General features: G+C 70.8%; 16 protein-coding genes and 1 pseudogene. 8 read left to right on the top strand and 9 right to left on the bottom strand.

Annotation, left to right across the window (positions count from 1 at the left end; translation table 11 throughout):
* The 3 genes from ACFQV6_RS37800 to ACFQV6_RS37790 all read right to left on the bottom strand — a co-directional run.
* On the bottom strand, window positions 1-1,524 hold a 1,524-nt coding region (locus ACFQV6_RS37800), incomplete at its 3' end, for a DUF6297 family protein (RefSeq protein WP_378032505.1).
* Window positions 1,521-2,204, bottom strand: coding sequence for an ATP-binding cassette domain-containing protein (locus ACFQV6_RS37795; RefSeq protein ID WP_378032506.1), 684 nt, complete (start codon window positions 2,202-2,204; stop codon window positions 1,521-1,523). The genes ACFQV6_RS37795 and ACFQV6_RS37800, both read right to left, overlap by 4 nt.
* Window positions 2,205-2,303: 99 nt before the next feature.
* A complete protein-coding gene (locus ACFQV6_RS37790) occupies window positions 2,304-3,797 on the bottom strand; it encodes an aldehyde dehydrogenase family protein (RefSeq protein ID WP_378032504.1) in 1,494 nt (497 codons plus the stop codon).
* Window positions 3,798-3,850: 53 nt separating this feature from the next.
* On the opposite strand from ACFQV6_RS37790, the gene ACFQV6_RS37785 reads away from it, so the two are divergent.
* Both ACFQV6_RS37785 and ACFQV6_RS37780 read left to right on the top strand, forming a co-directional pair.
* A complete protein-coding gene (locus tag ACFQV6_RS37785; protein ID WP_378032503.1) occupies window positions 3,851-4,177 on the top strand; it encodes a hypothetical protein in 327 nt (108 codons plus the stop codon).
* A gap of 11 nt (window positions 4,178-4,188) precedes the next feature.
* Complete coding sequence (locus ACFQV6_RS37780) at window positions 4,189-4,986, top strand: alpha/beta hydrolase (protein WP_378032502.1); 798 nt, start codon at window positions 4,189-4,191, stop codon at window positions 4,984-4,986.
* 2 nt (window positions 4,987-4,988) lie between these two features.
* Here the strand turns inward: ACFQV6_RS37780 and ACFQV6_RS37775 are convergent, their stop codons facing one another.
* The 4 genes from ACFQV6_RS37775 to mce form a co-directional block, all read right to left on the bottom strand.
* Window positions 4,989-6,143: an AI-2E family transporter gene (locus tag ACFQV6_RS37775; RefSeq protein ID WP_378032501.1), complete on the bottom strand. Its 1,155-nt coding sequence runs from the start codon at window positions 6,141-6,143 to the stop codon at window positions 4,989-4,991.
* A 176-nt stretch (window positions 6,144-6,319) separates the two neighbouring features.
* Window positions 6,320-7,885, bottom strand: a complete 1,566-nt coding sequence (locus ACFQV6_RS37770) for a Laminin subunit beta-1 (protein WP_378032500.1) — start codon at window positions 7,883-7,885, stop codon at window positions 6,320-6,322.
* A 270-nt stretch (window positions 7,886-8,155) separates the two neighbouring features.
* Entirely contained in the window at window positions 8,156-9,580 is a 1,425-nt protein-coding gene (locus ACFQV6_RS37765; protein ID WP_378032499.1) for a cell division protein DivIVA, read from the bottom strand.
* 279 nt (window positions 9,581-9,859) lie between these two features.
* The gene (mce, locus tag ACFQV6_RS37760; RefSeq protein WP_378032498.1) at window positions 9,860-10,327 is read right to left on the bottom strand and encodes a methylmalonyl-CoA epimerase; all 468 of its coding nucleotides are present in this window, start codon (window positions 10,325-10,327) and stop codon (window positions 9,860-9,862) included.
* Window positions 10,328-10,407: 80 nt separating this feature from the next.
* Between mce and ACFQV6_RS37755 the strand changes: the two genes are divergently transcribed.
* Complete coding sequence (locus ACFQV6_RS37755; protein ID WP_378032497.1) at window positions 10,408-11,592, top strand: acetyl-CoA C-acetyltransferase; 1,185 nt, start codon at window positions 10,408-10,410, stop codon at window positions 11,590-11,592.
* Between the two features lie 45 nt (window positions 11,593-11,637).
* Window positions 11,638-12,597 carry a methylmalonyl Co-A mutase-associated GTPase MeaB gene (gene meaB / locus ACFQV6_RS37750; protein ID WP_378032496.1) on the top strand — a complete coding sequence of 320 codons (960 nt, stop codon included), beginning with the start codon at window positions 11,638-11,640 and terminating at the stop codon, window positions 12,595-12,597.
* Window positions 12,598-12,622: 25 nt separating this feature from the next.
* Here the strand turns inward: meaB and ACFQV6_RS37745 are convergent, their stop codons facing one another.
* Window positions 12,623-13,204, bottom strand: coding sequence for a PadR family transcriptional regulator (locus ACFQV6_RS37745; protein WP_378032495.1), 582 nt, complete (start codon window positions 13,202-13,204; stop codon window positions 12,623-12,625).
* Between the two features lie 64 nt (window positions 13,205-13,268).
* On the opposite strand from ACFQV6_RS37745, the gene ACFQV6_RS37740 reads away from it, so the two are divergent.
* The 4 genes and pseudogenes from ACFQV6_RS37740 to ACFQV6_RS37725 all read left to right on the top strand — a co-directional run.
* On the top strand, window positions 13,269-14,474 hold the full coding sequence (locus ACFQV6_RS37740; protein ID WP_378032494.1) for an FAD-dependent oxidoreductase: 1,206 nt from the start codon (window positions 13,269-13,271) through the stop codon (window positions 14,472-14,474).
* Between the two features lie 243 nt (window positions 14,475-14,717).
* Window positions 14,718-16,391, top strand: a complete 1,674-nt coding sequence (locus ACFQV6_RS37735; protein ID WP_378032493.1) for a methylmalonyl-CoA mutase — start codon at window positions 14,718-14,720, stop codon at window positions 16,389-16,391.
* A 121-nt stretch (window positions 16,392-16,512) separates the two neighbouring features.
* Window positions 16,513-17,487 (top strand): tetratricopeptide repeat protein, encoded by a 975-nt coding sequence (locus tag ACFQV6_RS37730; protein WP_378032492.1) that lies wholly within the window; start codon window positions 16,513-16,515, stop codon window positions 17,485-17,487.
* 15 nt (window positions 17,488-17,502) lie between these two features.
* Window positions 17,503-18,406, top strand: a pseudogene (locus ACFQV6_RS37725) (arginase family protein); the annotation flags it as partial.
* 1,074 nt (window positions 18,407-19,480) lie between these two features.
* Here ACFQV6_RS37725 and ACFQV6_RS37720 read toward each other — a convergent pair.
* The gene (locus ACFQV6_RS37720) at window positions 19,481-21,388 is read right to left on the bottom strand and encodes a penicillin-binding transpeptidase domain-containing protein (RefSeq protein WP_378032491.1); all 1,908 of its coding nucleotides are present in this window, start codon (window positions 21,386-21,388) and stop codon (window positions 19,481-19,483) included.
* Between the last annotated feature and the right edge of the window lie 69 nt (window positions 21,389-21,457).

The raw sequence follows: 21,457 nt of genomic DNA, 5'->3' as shown, positions 1-21,457 counted from the left end.
CCGGGGGGGGGGGGGGGGGGGGGGGTTTAGGGGGGGGGTGAGGGTTAGGCGGGTGGGGGAGGTCGAGGTGGTGAGGTAGAGGCGGAAGGTCAGGAGGGAGAGGGCGGCCTGGAGGAAGACCGTGGACCAGAGGAGGGGGGAGGGGAAGGAGAGGACGACCAGGGTGGGGAGGGCCAGCAGGAGGAGGTCGGGGCCGGCTAGGGAATTGACGAGGGGGCCGGTGGAGACGGTGCCCATGGGGGTGTCGAGGGGAAGGAGGTCGTTGCGGACGAAGCCGACTCGGGCGCGGCGGATGGCGGCGGTGGCGGCGAGGGGGCCGAGGGTGAGGCCGAGGAGGGGCCAGGGGCCGGCGGGGAGGTTGCCGGTGGCCTGGAGGAGGGTCAGGGCGGTTACCGACCAGGCGGTGGCTGTGGCGGTGGGGATCCACAGGCGCTGGGCCAGGACCTGGCGGGAGGTGAGGCCCAGTAGGCGGAGCATGAACGGGTTGCCGGCGTCGGTTTTGACGGTGGCGGTGGTGGTTCCGCCGGCGATCATCGCGCCGAGGAGGATGGCTAGGCCGAGGAGCCAGCGGGGGCCGGAGGTCAGGAGCAGCGGCAGGGTGGTGGAGGCGGCGAGCCAGAGCAGGTGGGGGAGCCGGCGGGTGGCGAGCTGGTAGTCCTGGCCGACGAGGACGGGCAGGCGGGCCGGTGGGCGGGCGGATCGGAGCCGGCGGTGGGACCAGTAACGGCGTTCGATCATGTCGGTGATCCAGGAGGGTTCCATGCCGAACGCCGCGTCGAACAGGGTGCCGGCGGTCTTGGCGGATTCCAGGATGCGGTCGTTGGGGGTGTGCGCGAGTCCCCGTACCGTCAGAAGGAAAGCGGCGGTGACGATCACCGCTAGGGCACCTGTCAGCGGAATCACCCACCCCGCGGTGGGCCGGCCGGTGAGGGTGGGTGGCGTCCATCCGGCTGATTCGATGACCAGCTCGGCCAGTGCGACGGTGAGTGCCACGGCGGCGAGCCGGTCGATCAGCGTGGCCCGGAGGGTGTTGTTCTGCGCGCGAGCGGCGAGGACGAAGAGCGCGACGCCGATCACGGCGGCTGCGGTGGTCAGGGCGGGCACCGGCGTGGCGTCGCGGAACGCGGTGTGGCCGATGACGGCGAAACCGGCTGCCGCGCCGGCCAGGGCGGCGGCGATCGCGGCGAGGCGTACCGAGGGCAGGAGGAGGCGGCGGCGGCTCACCGGGGCGGTGAGCAGGAAGTACGCCGCGGGCCGGCTGAGCGAGACCGGGCCGATGCGACGCAGGGCCATCAGCAGCAAAGATCCGCACAGTACGCCCAATGCGCTCGCGGACAGCCCGGACAGTTGCGGATCCACCGGCCAGAAGATCGCCTCGAGTTGCCGGTGCAGGATCGCTCCGGCGACGGCGAGGAAGAGCAGCGCGAAGTAGATGCTGCCCAGGGTCTCCCCGCGGTCACGATGGGCGGACTGGGTGCGATGGATCCAGCGGCGGACCGGGCGCAGCGGGACGGCGGCGGTCATGGCGGATCCGTGACGGCCGGTCCCGGGAAGCCGTGATCCGGAGGGACGCCGTGATCCGAAGGGAAGCCGTGATCCGGAGGGAAGCCGTGATCCGGAGGTTTGCCGAGGGACTCCATCGTGGTGATCCCGGCGCCGGAGGCGGCGGCGAACTTGTCGTCGTGGCTGGCCATCAGCAGGGATCCGCCGGTGCCGACGTACTCGGCGAGCATCTCGGCGACGGCGGCACGCCCGTCCGGGTCGAGACGCTGTTCCGGCTCGTCGAGGATGAGCAGGGAGCTGGGTCGCACCAGGGCGAGCACCAGCGTGAGGCGCTGCTTCTGGCCGGACGACATCGACGGCGGAATGGCGTCGGCGTGGGCGCTGAGGCCGAACCGGTCCATGGCCTCGTCGATCCCGGCGCCGGCCGGGTCCTGGCCGTGCGCCCGGCAGACCAGTTCGGCGTGCTCGCGGGCGGTGAGGCCGGGGTACCAGGTGGGCGGCTCCACGGTGGTCACCACGGCACGCCAGAACTCGGGGGTGTCGCCGGGCTCGCCGCCGAAGACCCGGATCGTGCCGGCGTCCGCCTGCTGCAGGCTGCTGACACAGCGCAGCAGGGTGGACTTGCCGATCCCGTTCTCCCCGGTCACGCAGACACCGGTGCCGGCCGGGACGACCAGGTTGACGTCCACCAGCACCGGCATCGAGCCGTAGCTGACCGATAGACCGCTGACCTCGACCGCCGGGTGATCCACCCGATCAGACTAGGGCCTTCGGCGTGGGTCCCGGGGGGCGAGCGCTCCTCAGGGCTTGCGGCCGTAGAGCAGGCGCAGGGCCCTGACGATCTGGTTGACCTGTGCCGGAGTGCGCTCGAAGGTCATCGCCGGGAGCAGGGACTTCGCCCGCCGTACGGTGATCGCCTTGGACCGGGCGAACTCGCGCAGGCCGTCCTCGCCGTGGATGCGGCCGAAGCCGGACTCGCCGACCCCGCCGAACGGCAGGTTGCCCATGCCGACGAAGGTGAGTGTCCCGTTCACCGCGACCATGCCGGACCGCAGGCGGCGGGCGATCCGGATGGCGTTCTTCTTGCCGAAGACGGCGCCGCCCAGCCCGTACGGCGTGTCGTTGGCCTTCCGCACGGCCTCGTCCGCGTCACGCACCTTGGTGATCGTCAGGGTCGGGCCGAACGTCTCTTCGCGGATCTCCGAGGAGGTCTCCGGCACGTCGACGAGGACCGTGGGCGACACGTACGGCGCCTGCACCGCCTCGGCGCCGCCCAGCACCGCCCTGCCGCCCTTGGCCAGCGCGTCCTCGATGTGGTCGCGGATGATGTCGAGCTGCTTCGGCATGGTGATCGGCCCGATCTCCTCGCCGGTACGCAGCTTCCCCGCCTTCTCCACCACCGCTTCGACGAACCGGTCGTAGACGGGGGCGACCGCGTACACCCGCTCGATGCCGATGCAGGTCTGACCGGCATTGGTCATCGCACCCCAGACCGCTGCCTCGGCGGCCGCCGTGACGTCGGCGTCCTCGTCGACGATCAGCGCGTCCTTGCCGCCCGCCTCGATCACCACCGGGACCAGGTTCTCCGCGCAGGCGGCCATCACCTTCTTGCCGGTGGCGGTGGAGCCGGTGAACGCGATCTTGCCGACGCCGGAGCGGCAGAGCGCGGCGCCCACGTCGCCGAGACCGTGCACGGCCTGCAGCACCGGCTGCTCGGGCACGACCTCGGCGAACGAGTCGACGAGCCACTGGCCGACGACGGGCGTGTACTCGCTGGGCTTGAGCACCACGGCGTTGCCGGCGGCCAGCGCGCCGCTGATCGGGCCGACCGGTGTGACGATGGGGTAGTTCCACGGGCCGATCACGCCGACCACGCCGAACGGCTGGTACTCCAGGTGGCCGGAGTGCTCGGCGACGAGCAGGCGGGTGCGCACGCGCCGGGGGCCGAGCACCCGCTTGGCGTTGCGGGCCGCCCAGTCCAGGTGCTCCACCGCGGCCGTGACCTCGAGGATCCCGTCGGTGATCGGCTTGCCGGACTCGAGGTGGGTCAGCTGAGCCAGTTCCTCGATCCGCTGGACCAGCAGGGTGCGCCAGCGCAGCAGCCGGAGTTTGCGGCCCTCGTACCCGAGGCTCTGCCACCAGATGGCGGCCTCGTGCGCGCGCTCGACAGCGGCGGCGACGGTCTTCTCGTCGGCGGCCGGAACACGCCCGGCCACCTCGCCGGTTGCCGGATTCGTGGAGATCAGCTGGCCGTCTTCGATCACGGGCAGGCCGGGAACGTGAGTCGCCGTCATGTACGCGAGTCTAGGTCCAAAGTTACTGATCAGTCACTACGTACTCTTGAGTGGTGAGCCCCCGCCGCAACCACCCCCGCCGCCGTGACGCCGACGAGCCCCGCCCGGAGCGGCCCGGCCTCACCGAGGATCGCGTCCAGCAGTGGCAGGACGGCGAGTGGATGGTGCGCAACATCTTCGGGGGTGCGGCGACCAAGACGTACAAATGCCCCGGTTGTATGCAGGAGATCAGGCCGGGTGTGGCGCACGTGGTGGCCTGGCCGGCGGACGGCTTCGGCGACGAGAGCGACCGGCGGCACTGGCACACCGGATGCTGGCGGGCCAGAGACCGGCGCGCTCCAGGTGTGGAGCGCTCACGCAACGCCCCCCGTTATGGTTAAGGATCAAGCTTATGAACAACCAGATCCGTGCGAACTCGATCCTGCCCGCCAGCCGTGAAGAGATCGAGCTGCACACAGCGGACGGCATCACCCTCGTCGGTGAGCTGGCCCGGCCGCAGGACCGCGAACCGGTGGCCACCATCGTCTGCCTGCACCCGCTCCCCACCCACGGCGGGATGATGGACAGCCACGTCTACCGCAAGGCCGCCTGGCGGCTGCCGGCCCTGGCGGGTGTCGCGGTGCTGCGGTTCAACACCAGAGGAACGAGCAGCGTACGGGGGACGAGCGGCGGCGAGTTCTCGGCTGCCGTCGACGAGAAGTTCGACGTGGCCGCCGCCATCGAGTACGCGGAGTTCGCCGACCTGCCGAACATCTGGCTCGTCGGCTGGTCGTTCGGCACCGACCTGACCCTGATGTACGGGCTCGACCCGGCCGTCACGGGCGCGATTCTGCTCTCCCCGCCGCTGCGCTTCTCCCGCCCCGAGCACCTGGACGCCTGGGCCACCGGCGGCAAACCGGTCACCGCGCTGATCCCCGAGTTCGACGACTACCTGCGCCCGGCCGAGGCGAAGGAGCGGTTCGCCGCCATCCCGCACGCCGAGGTGGTGCCGGTGGCCGGTGGCAAGCACCTCTGGGTGGGTGACGCCGAGACCGTGCTGGACGAGATCGTCCGCCGAGTCGCGCCGGAGGTGCCGGTTCCGCTGCCGCGAACCTGGGACGGTCCGATGGAGACCGGCGATGCGGGCGCCTACGCCGACCGTACAGTCGCCGCCTTTTCCGACGTTGAAGTTCCGCGCCCGAAAGACTGAACCTAGCGCTGCGCCTGAGCCGGCTGCAGCACCTCTCGCATGATCAGCTGGATGGCGGCCACCATCGGGATCGCGACGAGCGCGCCCACCACGCCGAAGAGACCGACGCCGACCAGGGCCGCCACCAGCGCCGCCACATCGCTCACCTTGACCGATCGGCGCATCACGTTCGGATAGATCAGGTAGTTCTCCACCTGCTGATACACGACGAAGAACACGATGCACACGATCCCGTCGGTGACCGAGGACGCCAGCCCCACCAGGCTGACGATCACCGCACCCAGGGTGGCACCGATCTGCGGGATCAGATCGAAGACCGCAACCACAACGGCAAGGGCGAAGGGGTACGCCAGACCGAGCGCGAGCGCCAGCGCGAAGGTACTGAGCCCGGCCAGTATCGCGATCGCCAGCGCACCCACCATGTAGGCGCCCACCTTGGTGAGGATCTCATCGGTCAGCAGCCGCACCCGGTCGCGCCGCGACGACGGCACCAGCGAGTAACCGGCTTCCTTGATCCGCTCGAAGGCGGCCATGAAGTAGATCGTCAGGACCAGCACGGTCAGGACGTTGAAGATCGTGCCGAACAGCAGCTTCGCACCACCGACGACACCGCCCACCGCGTTGCCGACCGTGCCCGCGTTGATCGCGCTCTGCACCTTGTTCACGATGTCGTAGCGCTGGACCAGCTCGTTCACGGTCTCGCTGCGCCGCAGGCTGTCGATAGTGTCCGGCGCGTTGTTGATCAGCTCGGTGGTCTGGGTGATCAGCGGCGGGATCAGCGCGACCAGACCGCCGGCGAGCAGCCCCACCACGCTGAGCGCGACGATCGCCACGGCGGCGCCGCGGGGCAGGCCCCACTTGCGCAGCCGGCGCACCGCCGGGTTCAGACCGATCGCGAGGAACAGCGCGATGAAGATCAGGACCAGGATGGAGGCGGCGTTGCGAACACCCAGGAAGATCGCGTACGCCAGGATCGCGCCGAGTCCGAACAGGAACCCGAAAAGGAACGGGCTGCGCCGGTTCAGCGGCACTCCCGGCTCACCGAACGGGGTGGGATCGTCGTCGGCCGGCCCTTTTGCTTCGGACTCTCTTGCTTCGGGTTTGTCCGCGGCGGCCGGGTCGTCAGTCGGCTGATCGGCGGGCGGCTTCTCGGACATCGGACCTCCACCGCCTGACTCGGACACCACCTGCATCGAAGCATCCGGAGGGTAACGCCACTGTGGTCACAATGCCACTGTGCTTGTCATGCCACTGTGCTTGTCATGCCACTGTGCTCGTGAAACCACTATGCCTGCCCCACCGGGTGGCGGAGCAGGCATATGAATGATCGGCGTTACTCCGCGTCGGCGGAGACCCGGCTGGGCTGCGGGACGGTCACCTTCGCCGAAGCGCTCACCTTGGCGGGCTGTGCGGTGGCCGGCTTGTCGGCGGCGTGCGCACCGACCTGCTTGTCGGCGGCGTGTGCCCCGACCGGCTTCTCAGCGGCGTGGGCACCGACCTGCTTATCAGCGGCGTGCATGCCGGCGGGCTTGTCGGCGGCGTGGTTCACGATCGGCTTGGCGCTGGCGGACACCGTGGCCGGGGCCGGAGTGGACGGCACCGGAACGGCCGCGGCGGGCGTGGCCTCCAGCTGGTCGAGCGGCTCGTCGTGCTCCTCGGGGGAGGCTGCGGCCGCGAGCACCGCTGCCGCGGCCAGCTCGGCCACCCGCTTCGCCTCTTTTTGCACCTGGCGGCGGACGTCGGCGGCGTGCCGCTCGGCTGCCTGACCGGCCCGCTCGGCCTCACTGACCCGCTTGAGCTCCGCCTCGAGCTGCTTACGCACCTCGGCGAGACGCTGCTGGGCCAGCTCGGCCTCCTTCTCGGCGGTGCCGGCCTGCTCCTCGGCCGCGGTCCGGCGCTGCTCGGCCTTTCCGATCTTGACCTGGGCGGCCTCGAGGTCCCGGCCGGCCTGAGCGATCTTCTCCTGCTGGGCGGCGATCTCCTTGCGGACGGCGGTGGCCTGCTCGTCGGAGCGGCGGAGCACCTCCTCCGCATACTTGTCGGCCTCGCTGCGCAGGTCGGCGCACTGCTTCTCGACGCCGGTCCGCATCTGGCCGAGCTCCTCCAGCACCGAGTGGCGGCGCAGCGCGAGCTCGTGCTCCACGGACGCCTTCAGGTCGGCGTGCTCGCGGTCCGCCTCGGTCCGCTTGGCGGTGATCTCCTGGTGGGTCTTCTCCCGCAGCGCCTTAAGCTCCTGCTCGGCCTGCACGCGGGTGGACTGCACGTAACCGTCCACTTCGGCCCGGATGCGCTGAGCCTCCGCGGTGGCCTTCTCGAGCATGTGCTTGCCCTCGTTGCGGGAGCGGGCGAGCACGGCCTCGGCCTCGGACCGCAGCTGCTCGGCGTTCTGCCGGGCGGCGGTGACGGCCTTGTCGGTGGCGGCGCGCTTGGCGGCGTCGGCCTTCTCCTCCTCGGCGCGGCGCGCGGCGAGGGCGATCTCGAAGTCACGGATGCCGTCGTGGGCGTGCGCCTCGGCCTCGGCCCGGATGCGCTCCGCCTCGGCCAGCCGGCTGGCGATGTCGTCCGTCGCGGAGGCCTTGATCGCCTCGGCCTGCTCCTCGGCGAGCGTGAGGATCTGCTCGACCCGGGGGCCGAGGTGCCGGAAGGAGACCTCGCCGGAGATGCCGGAGTTGCGGCGGGTCTCGGTGAGCTCCTGCTGCAGACCCTTGACCTGGGCGGCCATCGCTTGGATCTGCGCGTAGGCCTGCTCCCGCTCGGCACTCAGCGCGGCGATCTCGTTCTCCGCCCGGGCGACGTAGCGCTCGACCTGCCGCCGCTCGTATCCCCGCAAGGCGGTCTCGAAGCTGGGCTCGGTGGCGGCGTCCCCGCCGAGACCAAGAATTTCTCCGCCGTGCGACATGCTGTCCATCCTCACATACGCATCGTCCCAGGGCGTGTTGGTACACACCGGGTTGGCAGGGACTGTGCGGGTAGTCACGTTTTTGTCTCACGCCGGCTTGCCACACCAGGCTACGTGCGAAAAGAACTAGGGCCGTACCGGAGAAACTCCGGTACGGCCCTATTCGTCACGACCTTCCGGCCGGTTCACCGTCGCGCACTCGCGGCGGCTTCGCAACCTGAAGGGCTGTCAGAACATTGCTTCGCATCCCGAGGGGCGGGCGAACGACAATCAGGAGTTGGTCTTCGCCGCCACCGGCTGGTCGCCGGCCTCGGACTGCTGCGCCTGCTGAGGCCGCTCGCCGCCCGGCTGGCCGCCCTGCTGAGGCCGCTCGCCGCCCTGGCCCTGGCCGCCCTGCTGGCCCTGGCCGCCCTGCTGGCCCTGGCCGCCCTGCTGAGCGGGCTGCTCGGGAGCGCGTTGGCTGGGAGCCTCGGCCGGCTTGGCGGCGGCCTCGGCGACCGCCTTCGCGGCCGGACCGCCGACACCGGGAACCAGGCCGGACAGGCCGGAGAGCATCTGGCCCAGCTGGTTGGTGACCGCGTCCTTCTGGCGGGTCAGGTCCTCCACCTCGCGCCGTGCCGCCTGGGTGGTCAGCTCGGCCTCGGTGCGTGAATCGTTGAGCAGGCGGTTGGCCTCGGAGCGCGCCTCGGTGACGGTCTTGTCGGCGAGGGCCCGGGCCTTCTCGACGGCCTCGGCGGCGGTGCGCTCGGACTCGACCCGGCGGGTCTCGGCGCGCTGCTGGATCTCCTTGGCGCGGTCCTCGGCGGCGCGGGCCCGCTCCTCGGCCTCGGCCACCATCTTCTGGGTGGCGGCGACCTGGGCGGCGTGTCGCTGCGACTCCTCGCGCTCGGACTTCTCGCGGCGCTCGGCGGTCTCCAGGGCCAGTGCCTGCAGATCCTTGTCCCGCTTGTCACGGGCGTCGGTGAGCAGCTTGGTGGCCTCGGCCCGCTTCTCCTCGGCCTCGCGGGCCGCCTTGGCGCGAGCCTGGGTGATCTCGCGCTCGGCGGTGGCGCGCAGCGACGCGACCTCCCGCTCGACGGTCGACTTCAGCTCGGCGACCTCGTGCGCGGTCACGGTCCGCAGTTGCTTGGTCTCGCGGTCGGCGTCCGACCGGAGCGTGTCGGCCTCGCGGCGGGCCTGGACCCGCGCCTCGGCAGCCTCACGCTCGGCGTGCGTGCGGACCTGGCCGGCCTCACGCTCGGCGGTCGCCTTCATGGCCGCGGCCTCGGCGCGGGCCTTGTCGGTGATCTCGCGAGCCTCGAGACGTGCCGCGGAGAGGATGCCCTCGGACTCCCGCTTGGCCTCGCTGCGGTGGTCGTTCGCCTGCTCCTCGGCGAGACGCAGGATCTGCTCCACACGGGTGCCCAGCCCGGAGAGCGTCGGACGGTTGTTCTCCTCCAGCAGCTTGTTGCTGTCGGCGAGTTTCTGCTCCAGCGCGTTCAGCCGCTGCTCGGCCTGGCGCAGGCGACGCTGGGCGTCGTTCATCCGCTGCTCGGCCTCGCCGCGGGCCTGCTCGGACTGGTTCAGCGCGGCGAGCAGCCGGCCGATGTGTCCGTCCACCTGGTGACGGTCGTAACCACGCAGGACGACGGTGAAGTCGTGCTGCGAGTTCGCGGTCTCGAAGAAGGCCAGGTTCTGATCCTGCTGCTGGGGCATTGCGCCATCCTGGCGAGAAGGGAACGGACATGCAAGAGCCGAAAGGCATCCGAACCGCATCGTAGATCAGCTTTGACCTGGAGCGTCGCCGGGTCCCAGGCCGTTCGGTGGAGACGATGGGCTCACCGGTCGGCCCGCAGTCGTCCCGTCGCCACCTGCTCACTCGGGGCTTCGGACGATCCGGGCTCGGCCGGGGGCGTTGTCGGCCCCGCTCAATGGCCACGATCCTGCCAGGCGACCGGGCCCCAGTCAGGAGGATTCACCCGTCCGGCGTACCCCTCAGGCCGGCTCCACCAACTCGACCAGGACGCCACCAGCGTCCTTGGGGTGGACGAAGTTGATTCGCGATCCGGCTGTACCCCGCCGCGGCTTGTCGTAGAGCAACCGGAGCCCGCGGGCCCGCAATTTGTCCGCGGCGTCCTCCACGTCGGCCACCGTGTAGGCCAGTTGCTGCAGGCCGGGGCCGCTGCGGTCGAGGAACTTGGCGATCGCCGAGTCGGGCCGGGCCGGTGCGAGCAGCTGGAGCCGGGGGCCGGTGCCGTCGCCGACGGCGAGCATGGCTTCCCGTACGCCCTGTTCGTCATTGGTCTCTTGGTGCACACAGTGCAAACCGAAGTTTTCCGCATAGAAACGGATGGCCGCCTCCAGGTCGGGCACGGCGATCCCGACGTGGTCGATGCGCAGCAGTTCGATGTCGGAGAATGTGACATTCTCGGTGCCACTGGCCCTCGATGAGTCGTCTGTCATGCGGTTAGTCTCGACCTGACCCATCGTTAAGGCCACCCCGGGTGCCCCCTTACCCGGTCGTCGCAGATCGGACCGAGACAGTGACCAGCTCCGTGATCATCAGTGGCGCCCGGACCCCCATGGGCCGCCTGCTCGGCAACCTCAAGCACCTGCCCGCCACTGCTCTGGGCGGTCACGCCATCGCCGCGGCACTCCAGCGCGGCGGCGTCGCACCCGAGCAGGTGGAATACGTGATCATGGGTCAGGTGCTCCAGGCCGGCGGTGGCCAGATCACCGCACGGCAGGCAGCGGTCGCCGCCGGGATCCCGATGACCACCCCGGCGCTCACCGTGAACAAGGTGTGCCTTTCCGGCCTGGACGCGATCGCCCTCGCCGACCAGCTGATCCGGGCCGGCGAGTTCGACATCGTGGTGGCCGGCGGCATGGAGTCGATGACCAACGCGCCGCACCTGCTGCCCGACATGCGGCAGGGCCGCAAGTTCGGTGACGTGCTGGTGCGTGACCACACCGCGGTCGACGGGCTGATGGACCCGTGGGCCGGCATCTCGATGGGCGAGTCGACCGAGGCCAGCGGTGCCCGGTTCGGGATCACCCGCGCCGAGCAGGACGCGTTCGCCGCCCTCAGCCACCAGCGGGCCGCCGCCGCTCAGCGGGAGGGCCGGTTCGCCGAGGAGATCGTGGCGGTCCCGGGCGGTGGCCGCGGTGCCGTGCAGCCCGTCGAGACCGACGAGGGTGTCCGCCCGGACACCACACCGGAGTCGCTGGCCGGCCTGCGTCCCGCCTTCACCCCGGACGGCACCATCACCGCCGCCAGCGCGTCGCCGATCTCCGACGGAGCCGCCGCGGTCGTGGTGATGAGCCGGGCCAAGGCGGAGGAGCTCGGCCTGACCTGGCTCGCCGAGATCACCGCGCACGGTAACGTGGCCGGGCCGGACAGCTCGCTGCAGTCGCAGCCGGCCAACGCCATCAAGCACGCTCTCGGCAAGGCCGGGCTGACCGTCGACGACCTCGACCTCGTCGAGATCAACGAGGCGTTCGCTCAGGTGGTCGTCCAGTCGATGCGCGAGCTGAAGGTGGAGGAGGGGATCGTCAACGTGAACGGCGGCGCGATCGCTCTCGGACACCCGATCGGCATGTCCGGCGCGCGGCTGGTGCTCACCCTCGCCCTGGAACTGCGGCGGCGCGGCGGGGGCGTCGGCGCGGCCGGCCTCTGCGGCGGCGGCGGTCAGGGCGACGCGCTGATCATCAAGGTCCCGTCGGCGTGATCCATCGGAAGGTTCCATCAGCGTGATCCACGGGGAGGTTCGGCCGTGACCCGGTCGCGGGATGTGCCGACGCTCGTCGCGAAGGCGCGGGAGGGCGATCCGCGATCGGTGGCCCGGCTGATCAGCCTGGTGGAGAACGGCGATCCGGCACTGCCCGAGGTGGCCGCCGCGATGGCGCCGTGGGCCGGCCGTGCTCAGGTGATAGGCCTGACCGGAGCGCCCGGGGTTGGCAAGTCGACCACGACGAACGAGCTGGTCCGGGCTCTGCGCGAGCAGGGTGCCCGGGTCGGCGTGCTGGCCGTGGACCCGTCCAGCCCGTTCAGCGGCGGGGCGATCCTCGGTGACCGGGTGCGGATGACCGACCACACCTCCGACCGCGGCGTCTACATCAGGTCCATGTCCAGCCGCGGCCAGCTGGGCGGGCTGTCGGCGGCGACACCCCAGGCGGTCCGTGTCCTGGAGGGTGCCGGCTGCGACGTCGTGCTGGTCGAGACGGTCGGGGTGGGCCAGGCCGAGGTGGAGATCGTCTCGCTCGCCGACACGACGTTGGTGCTGCTCGCGCCGGGGATGGGCGACGCGATCCAGGCGGTGAAGGCCGGTGTCCTGGAGATCGCCGACGTCTTCGTGATCAACAAGGCGGACCGGCCCGGCGCCGACGCGACCTACCGCGACATCCAAGGCATGCTCGCCCTCGGCGAACGGGCGGCCGGTGACTGGCGCCCGCAGGTGGTCCGCGCCGTCGCTCTGAAGGGCGAAGGGCTCGACGACGTGGTGGCCGCCATCGGCAAGCATCGCGACTGGCTGGAGAGCAGCGGAAACCTGCGTACCAGCCGGGAGCGGCGGGCGGCTGCCGAGGTGTCGGCGCTGGCCCTGGGCGTGTTGCGGGCGCGGATGGGTGGCCTGGGCGAGGGTACGGCGTTGAATGATCTCGCGGCCCGCGTCGCCGCCGGAGAGCTCGACCCCTACGCCGCCGCCGACGAGTTGCTGGCCGGCCTCACTAACTGATCCTTATCGGTCAGCTCTGCGCCGGTCAGGCGAAGCGGCTCAGCGTTTCCTCGATCAGGGCTCGGTCCCAGGTGAGGGTTCCGTCGGCCAGGTCGGCGATCAGCGCGCGCAGCCACTCGCTCTCGGCGCGCAGCATGGCCGACCGGTACTCGTCCTCGATCAGGAAGAGCCGCGGCAACCCGGGCGGGGCCTGCGCGTCGATGGCGGTGATCCGCTCGGTCAGCACGGCGACGCGTCGCTCCAGCAGCTCCCGTGTCTCGGCGGGACCGAGGATCGGCAGGAACGCCAGGGCGACGGGGAACTCCGGGAACTCGCGCGCCGGCTCCGGCAGCATCTCAAGCAGCCAGCGGCGGAAGGTCGCCTCGCCCTCGGCGGTCACCTCGTACAGCGTGCGCTCGGGCCGGCCGGCCTCCCGGCTGGTGCCCGCGGGCCGCGCCAGGTTCTCCCGGACCAGCCGCTCCAGAGCCTGGTAGACGCTGTTGCGCTGCGCGACGTTGACCAGCTGATCCTGGCCGCGCTCCTTGATCACCTGCTGCATCCGGTACGGGTGCATGGGCGCCTCCACGAGCAATGCCAGCAGAACCATCGCCAGGGGGGACCGCTTCATGGCGGTCAGCTTAGGCCCATCCAAACCCTTGACGAGCCATAGTCATTCCATAAATAGTCATTGTATGACTAGAGGAGCAGTGGCAAGAAGAGCAATCGTGGTGGGCGGCGGGATCGCCGGCACCGCCACCGCCGTCGCACTGCGGCACGCCGGCTTCGTTCCGGTGATCTACGAGGCGCATCCGCGCGGCGCCGACGAACGAGGTGTCTTCCTGACCCTCGCCGTCAACGGGGTGAACGCCCTGCGCGCCCTCGGCATGGACCCGGCCCGGGTGCTGGAGCGCGGATTCGCGACGCCGGCGATCGCGTTGCACGGGGCAAACGGTCAGCTGCTGGCGGAACTGCCGCTCGGCGGGCCCTTCCCGGACGGGACAGCCACCACGACGATCCGGCGCGCCGACCTCTACTCCGCGCTGCGCGCCGAGGCGGAGGCTGCCGAGGTTCCGATCGTCTACGGCGCCCGGCTCACGTCGGTCGTCACCGGGGCGAGCGAGGTGACCGCGAGGTTCGAGGACGGCCGTACCGTCAGCGCGGATCTGCTTGTCGGGGCTGATGGGCTGCACTCCCGTACCAGAGAGGCTCTTGACCCTGACGCGCCCGCGCCGCACTATCTCGGCCTGCTCAACACCGGCGGCTTCACGGCGGGCCCGGTCTCATCGCGGCTCGCGCCACCGCCCGGAGCGATGCGGATGGCGTTCGGGCGACGGGCGTTCTTCGGCTGGGTGGGCGCGCCGGACGGATCGGTCTGGTGGTTCGCCAACCCGCCGCGTAAGCGTCCGGCGGAGGCCGGGGAGTTCACGGCCGAGTCCTGGCGTGCGCATCTGCTGGACCTGTTCGCCGGCGAGGAGGCGGCGGAGTTCATCGGAGCCTCGGACGAGGTGGTGGGGCCGTGGAACACCCGGGATCTGCGGCGGGTGCGGACCTGGCGGAACTCGCGAGTCGTGCTGGTGGGGGATGCGGCGCACGCTGTGGCGCCGTCTTCGGGGCAGGGTGCGTCGATGGCGCTGGAGGATGCTGTGGTGCTCGGGCACAGCCTGCGTCAGCGTGGGGAGTTGGGGGCGGCGCTCGCTGAATATGAGGCTGTGCGGCGGCCTCGGGTGGAGAAGGTGGTGGCCTATGGGCGGCGTAGTAGTAGTGGGAAGGTGCTGGGGCCGGTGGGTGCTGCGATGCGGGACGCGGTACTGCCGATGGTGATGCGGCGGTTGCATCGCAAGGGGGATCCGCAGGCGTGGATCTTCGAGCATCGGCTCCCAGCTCTGGCCGGCTCCTGACCCCGCTCCAGCCGGGTGCGGGCGCGGAGATGCTGCGGGGAAGGCGGCGGGGTGGGGATGCCCCGGCAGCGTGGCGGGCGCTACCGGGGCGAGGGGGGCTGATCCTTCTTGGTCAACTCTCCCGAGAGGACGGTCCCCGCAACAGAGGCAGTCGAAGAATATTTCCGGCATTAACCCCAACCCCATCATCCTGATCAGGTCATAGCCTTAATGATCGTTCAGCTCTGCTCTACCATGGCGGGCATGGATGCTGCCGAGATCTCCGCCGGCCGGGAGCGCTGGCAACGGCGCTATGACGCGGCCCGCAAGCGGGACGCCGACTTCACCACGCTTTCCGGTTCGACGGTGGACCCCGTCTACGGGCCGCCCGACGGCACCGCGCACCCGGGTTTCGAAAGGATCGGCTGGCCGGGCGAATTCCCGTACACCCGGGGTCTTTATCCGACCGGATATCGCGGACGGACCTGGACCATCCGCCAGTTCGCGGGGTTCGGCAACGCGCGGCAGACCAACGAGCGCTACAAGATGATCCTCGCCGCCGGCGGTGGCGGGCTGAGCGTCGCCTTCGACATGCCCACCCTGATGGGCCGCGACTCGGACGAGCCGCAGTCGCTCGGCGAGGTCGGCCACTGCGGTGTCGCGATCGACTCGGCCGCCGACATGGACGTGCTCTTCGACGGCATCCCGTTGCAGGACGTCACCACCAGCATGACCATTTCCGGTCCCGCGGTGCCCGTCTTCTGCATGTATCTGGTCGCCGCCGAACGGCAGGGCGCCGACCTCAGCAAGCTCGACGGCACCCTGCAGACCGACATCTTCAAGGAGTACATCGCTCAGAAGGAGTGGCTCTTCGAACCGGAGCCGCACCTGCGCCTGATCGGCGACCTGATGGAGTACTGCGCACGGGAAATCCCCAAGTACAAACCACTATCGGTCAGCGGCTACCACATCCGGGAGGCGGGCTCGACCGCCGCGCAGGAGCTCGCCTACACGCTCGCCGACGGCTTCGGCTACGTCGAGCTGGGCCTGTCCCGCGGCCTGGACGTCAACCAGTTCGCGCCGGGCCTGAGCTTCTTCTTCGACGCGCACGTCGACTTCTTCGAGGAGATCGCCAAGTTCCGCGCCGCCCGCCGCATCTGGGCACGGCACCTGCGCGACGATTACGGCGCCACCAGCGAGAAAGCACTGTGGCTCAAGTTTCACACGCAGACCGCCGGTGTCTCACTGACCGCGCAGCAGCCCGTCAACAACGTGGTCCGTACCGCGGTGGAGGCCCTCGCGGCGGTGCTCGGCGGGACGAACTCGCTGCACACCAACGCCCTCGACGAGACCCTGGCGCTGCCGACCGACGAGTCCGCCGAGATCGCCCTGCGCACCCAGCAGGTGCTGATGGAGGAGACCGGCATCGTCAACGTCGCCGACCCGCTCGGCGGCTCCTGGTATGTGGAGGCACTCACCGACCGCATCGAGGCCGAGGCGGAGGAGATCTTCACCCGGATCCGGGAGCTGGGGCACGACGGCAGCATCACCGCCGGAATCCTCCGCGGTATCGAGGACGGCTGGTTCACCGCGAACATCGCCGAGGCCGCTTTCGCCTATCAGCAGGCCCTGGAGAAGCGCGAGAAGCGGGTGGTCGGCGTCAACACGCACACCGGCACCGTCGCCAAGGAACTGGAGATCATGCGCGTCTCCCACGAGGTCGAGCTGGTGCAGCGGCGCGAGCTGGTCGCTCGCAAGGACAACCGCGATGGGGTACGGGTCAAAGCAGCCCTCGACCACCTCTTGGCCGTGTCACGTTCCGGCGAGAACATGATCCCCGCCATGCTCGACGCCGCCCGAGCCGAAGCCAGCCTCGGCGAGATCTGCGGCATCCTCAAGGACGAGTGGGGCATCTACCGCGAACCCGCCCGGTTCTGACACCCCGGCGCCTGTCCCGTGGTACCCGGCCGGGGTGCTCCGGGGCAGGCGCTGTGACGTCCGATATCGGCGGCCTGGTGGCGGCGCGAACAGCCATGACTGCGTGCGAGACTAGGTAACCATGAGCGACCCACGGACCACTCCGTCGATCTTCACCCGCGGCGCGGTCGATCTCAGCGCGTTGCGGCCCACGGCGCCGGCCAAACCTGCCGCGCCGAGCACCTCCGCCCCGAGTACTTCCGCACCGAGCACCTCCGCCGCGAGCCCGAGCGGCCCCGGCGGCGCCCCCGGAGGCGGCGGCCCGGCAGCCGGTATCCCGGGTGTCACCCCGGACACCGTCATCGAGGTCAACGAGGCCAATTTCCAGTCCGTCCTGGAGCGGTCGTTGACGACGCCGATCCTGCTGGACTTCTGGGCCGACTGGTGTGAGCCGTGCAAGCAGCTCTCCCCGGTGTTGGAGAAACTGGCGGGTGAATACGCCGGGTCCTGGCTGCTCGGCAAGGTCGATGTGGACGCGAACCCCCGGCTCGCTCAGGTCTTCCGGGTGCAGGGCATCCCGATGGTGACCGCGGTGATCGGGGGGCAGCCGGTCGAGGGCTTCACTGGTGTCCTGCCCGAGTCCCAGATCCGGCAGTACATCGACGCGGTGCTGAAGGCAGCCGGCGTCAGCGTCGCCGCACCGGAGGACCCGCGCCTGGACGAGGCCGACGACGCCCTGATGACCGGCGACCTGGACGCGGCCGAGGCGGCGTACAAGAAGATCCTCGCCGAGTCGCCCGCCGACGCTGCCGCCGAGTCGGGGCTGGCGCAGGTCGAGCTCTACCGGCGGATCAGCGGGGCCGACGCGGAGACCGCCCTGGCCAAGGCCGAGGCGGACCCCGACGATGTCGAGGCGCAGCGGCTCGCCGCCGACGTCGAGGTGATCGGCGGGCAGGCCGAGCAGGCGTACGCGCGACTGGTCTCCCTGATCAAGCGGACCAGCGGTGACGACCGCGACGCCGTACGCAAGCACCTGCTGTCGCTCTTCAGCGTGGCCGGCCCGGACGATCCCGCGGTGGCCGGCGCGCGTCGCGCCCTGGCCAGCGCACTCTTCTAGGCAGGGGAGGGCGTCGTGCGCCGCATCGCCGTTCTGGACGCGCCGTCCAATCTCGGCCTGCGCCCGCCGACCGCGACGTCGGTCCCGGGCTGCGCCAAGGCGCCCGGCGCCCTCCGCGACCAGGGCCTGCTGACCCGGCTCGCCGCCCGCGACGCCGGTTGCCTCACCCCGCCCCGCTACGACCCGGGCGACTGGCGTCCCGGTGACGGCGTGGCACACGCCGCCGAGATCGCCGCCTATTCGCGGGCCCTCGCCGACCGGATCGGCGCGATCATCGATGGCGGCGAGTTTCCCGTGGTGCTCGGCGGGGACTGTTCCATCCTGATCGGCTCCGGCGTCGCCATGCACCGCCTGGGCGATGCGGTCGGCGGCCGGATCGGCCTGGTCTTCGTGGACGGTCACTCCGACTTCCGCCATCCCGGCAACGCCTCCTACGTCGGTGCCGCCGCCGGCGAGGACCTTGCCCTGGTCACCGGCCGCGGTCAGGCCGACCTGGCCGCGATCGAGAGCCGCCGGCCCTACTTCCGCGACGTCGACGTGGTGGTCCTTGGCATCCGCGCGCAGGACGAATACCGTCTCGACCTGCAGGCCGCCGGGATAGTGACCCGTCCCGTGCCGGCCCTGCGCGCCGAGGGTGCCGCCCGCAGCGCCCAGTGGGCCCGCGACCAACTGGTCGACTGCGCGGGATATTGGGTGCACGTCGACGTGGACGTCCTGGACCCGGCGGTGATGCCCGCTGTCGACGCACCGGACCCGGGCGGCATCGCCTTCCCCGAGCTGGAGCTGCTCCTCGCCGGCCTGGTGGAGTCACCACACTGCCTGGGCGTCGAGATCACCGTCTTCGACCCGGACTACGACCCCGACGGCCGGTACGCCGAGGAGATAACGTCCGCGGTGGTCGCCGGCCTGGCCCCGGTCCGCGCCACGGCACCCCGCCCCGACCTCGTCGCAGCCCGCCGTGACCTGGCCGCCTCCGCCGGCGGCACCGCAGCCACCTCCACCCTGCTCGACCCCGTGCTCCCCGAGCCAACCGAGTCCGTTGAGCCGGCCGTGCTCGCCGAGTCAACCGAGTCCGTTGAGCCGGCCGTGCTCGCCGAGTCAACCGAGTCCGTTGAGCCGGCCGCGCTCGCCGAGCCGACCGAGTCGCTTGAGTCGACCACGTTCTCCGAGGTCACCGAGCCGAGTGAGTTGGCCGAGACGACCGCGTCAGCTGAGTTCGCCGAGCCGACGGAGCCGACCGAGCTGGCCGAGGCCACTGAGGCGAGGGAGTTCGCCGAGCCGGCCGAGCTCGCTGAGTCGCCGGAGCCGGCCGCGTTCTCCGAGTTCACGGTGTCGACCGAGGCCGCCGAGCTTTCGCAGCCCGCCCAGCCCGAGTCGGATGACATGGGGGAGCCCGCCGCCGAAGAGGCGCTGGCTGCCGCGGCGGACGAGGTCGATGACCAGATCGATGACGAGGTCGCCGAGGAGGAAGTGCCGGCTGTCGAGTCAGCGGCGGACGAGATCGAGCCGATCGACGACGAGGTGTCTGTCTTCGAGCCGGTGGTGTCGGAGGACGTGACCGAATCGGATCACGACCAGCCGGGCTCGGAGTTGCTGAACGGCCTGCATCCCGTCGGGGAACCGGCGGGCGATGACGAGCGTCACGACTTCCGGTTGCCGCCGCGACCTCTGGGTTCTGCGCCGCTGCTCGACTCCGAGCCGTTGCCCGCCACCCGGCCCGGCATGCTGCGTCCTCGTCCACCGCTCGACCCGCCCGTGGCGGGGGCGCTCTATCGTCCCGGCTTTCCCGACGGCGCCGCCTGACTTCAGTCGCCCGCTCCGTGCTGTCCGCCGAGCGCCGGCGGACGAGGGGCGGGGACGGCGGACGAGCGGGGGCAACGGCGACGAGAGGTGGAGGCGGAGGGCGGCGGCCCCCGAGATGGTTGACGCCGAGGTGCACGACGGCCGAGGTGGACGACGGCCGAGGTGGGTGGCAGCCGGGGCGGGCGGCGGGTTACTTGTTCAAGGTGGTGAGGAAGCGCTTGGCGATCGGCACGGCGGCGTCGGAGCCCGCGCCGCCCTTCTGGACCATGGCGGCGAAGGCCACGTCGTCCTGGTAGCCGATGAACCACGAGTGGGTCTCCTCCGACCCCGTTTCGAATTCCGCGGTGCCGGTCTTGCCGTACACCGGGCCGCCCGGCACCGCGCGCAGGGCCGTGCCGGTGCCCGCTGTCACCACTTCGCGCATCATGTCGCGCAGTGCGGTGACGGCGGCCTGGTCGAGTTGCGGGCCGGGGGTGGCCGCGGTGGCCGGTGCCGGGTCGAGGAGCAGCTTGGGTGTCTGGAACTGGCCCTTGGCGATGGCCGCGGTGGCCGCTGCCATCGCGATCGGGCTGACGATCGTGCTGCCCTGGCCGAAAGTGGCCGCCGCGAGTTCGGTGGCGGTGCCGCCGTCGGAGATCTGGCCGGTGAACGCGTCGGCGCCGAGGTCCCAAGTGGTGCCGAGGCCGAGGGCCTTGGACGCGTCCTGCAGCCCGGCGGAGCCCAGTTTCGCCGACAGGGCGGCGAACGCCGTGTTGCAGGACTTGGCGAAGTCCACGTGGAACGGGACCTTGCCGAGGGCCTGGTCGTGGGAGTTCTTGAATTCGCGGCCGTCGACCGAGTACGTCTTGGGGCAGTCGACCACCGTGTCCGGCTTCACGGCGCCGCCGGCGAGTAGCCCGTACGCGGAAATGGCCTTGAAGGTTGAACCGGGTGGCACCTGGCCGGTCATGGCGGTGTTGACGCCGCCCGCGTCGGGGCCGTTGGCGACCGCGAGGACGGCGCCGTCGCTGACCCGGATCGCGACCATGGAGCTGGGCTGTTTCTCGGCGGCGAGGGCCTGGTCGGCGGCGTTCTGTGTGGCGGTGTCCAGGGTGACCTTGACCGGTTTGCCGTTCACCGGTTCGGAGGTGAAGATCGGCGAGTCCTCGACCTCACCGTCGGCGGCCTCGCGGGAGATCACCACGGAGAGTCCGGCGGTGCCTCGCAGCGTCGCGTCGTACTTCTGCTGCAGCCCGCCGTGCCCGACCTGATCGCCGACGCCGAGTGTCTCGGGGTTGTTGTCGATGTCCTCTTTGGTGGCCGGGTCGACAGTGCCGAGCAGTGCCCGCGCGAAGACCCGGGTGGGTGCGAGCTGCCGCGTCTCGGTACGGAAGACGGTGCCCTTCAGCGGCCGGATCTCGTCCCTGATCTTGCTGTAGTCCGCCCATCGCAGGGTGACCAGGTCGATGAACGCACCCTCGTCGGACTGGTCGACGCGGTCCTTGAGCCCGGCGAAGTCCACCTCGACATTGATCTTGCGGAACGACGTGTCGAGGTCCTTCTGCAGCTGGGGCAGGTTCTGGATCTTCACCGGGCTGACGCCGACGACGGCCACCTTCTGCGGTCCGATCAGCGGCTTGCCGGCGGCGTCCTGGATGGCGGCGCGCTGGGAGGCGACGCGGCGCAGCCGGAGCTTGTCGCCGGGTGCCAGCTCGGGCTGCAGCAGGGTGGGTTCCCAGATCACCTGCCAGCCGTCGCTGTTCGCCTTGGTGGCCCGCACCGTGCTCTGGTACGCCCAGTTGACGCCGCCGGGCAGCGTCCACTTCACGTTGATCGGCTGGCTGGACGCGTCGCCCTCGGTCTTCGGCTCGCCGGCCGTGGTGACTTCGAGGGGTGCCTGGTCGAGGTCGCCGTAGAGCTCGCGGAGGCGGCTCAGGACGTCGTCGGCGGCGAGCCGTGCGCCGTCCGCCCCGACGAAACCGACGTCCTTCAGCTCGCCCTTCTGCCAGCCGGTCAGGAACGTCTTGACGGCGTCCTCCGGCGGGTCCTCGGAGCATCCGGCGAGGCCGCCCGCGGCCAACAGGAGCAACGCGGCCAAACCGGTGGTGGTGCGGCGCATGACGGTCCTTTCCCTGGGTAGCAGATCGAACCGTAGTAGGGATACGCCCGTCGTGGGTGCCCGCAGTGG

Origin of the sequence: Actinoplanes sp. GCM10030250 (assembly GCF_042666575.1) — a bacterium.
Classification (GTDB): domain Bacteria; phylum Actinomycetota; class Actinomycetes; order Mycobacteriales; family Micromonosporaceae; genus Actinoplanes.
This window is presented reverse-complemented; position numbering and strand designations above follow the sequence as displayed.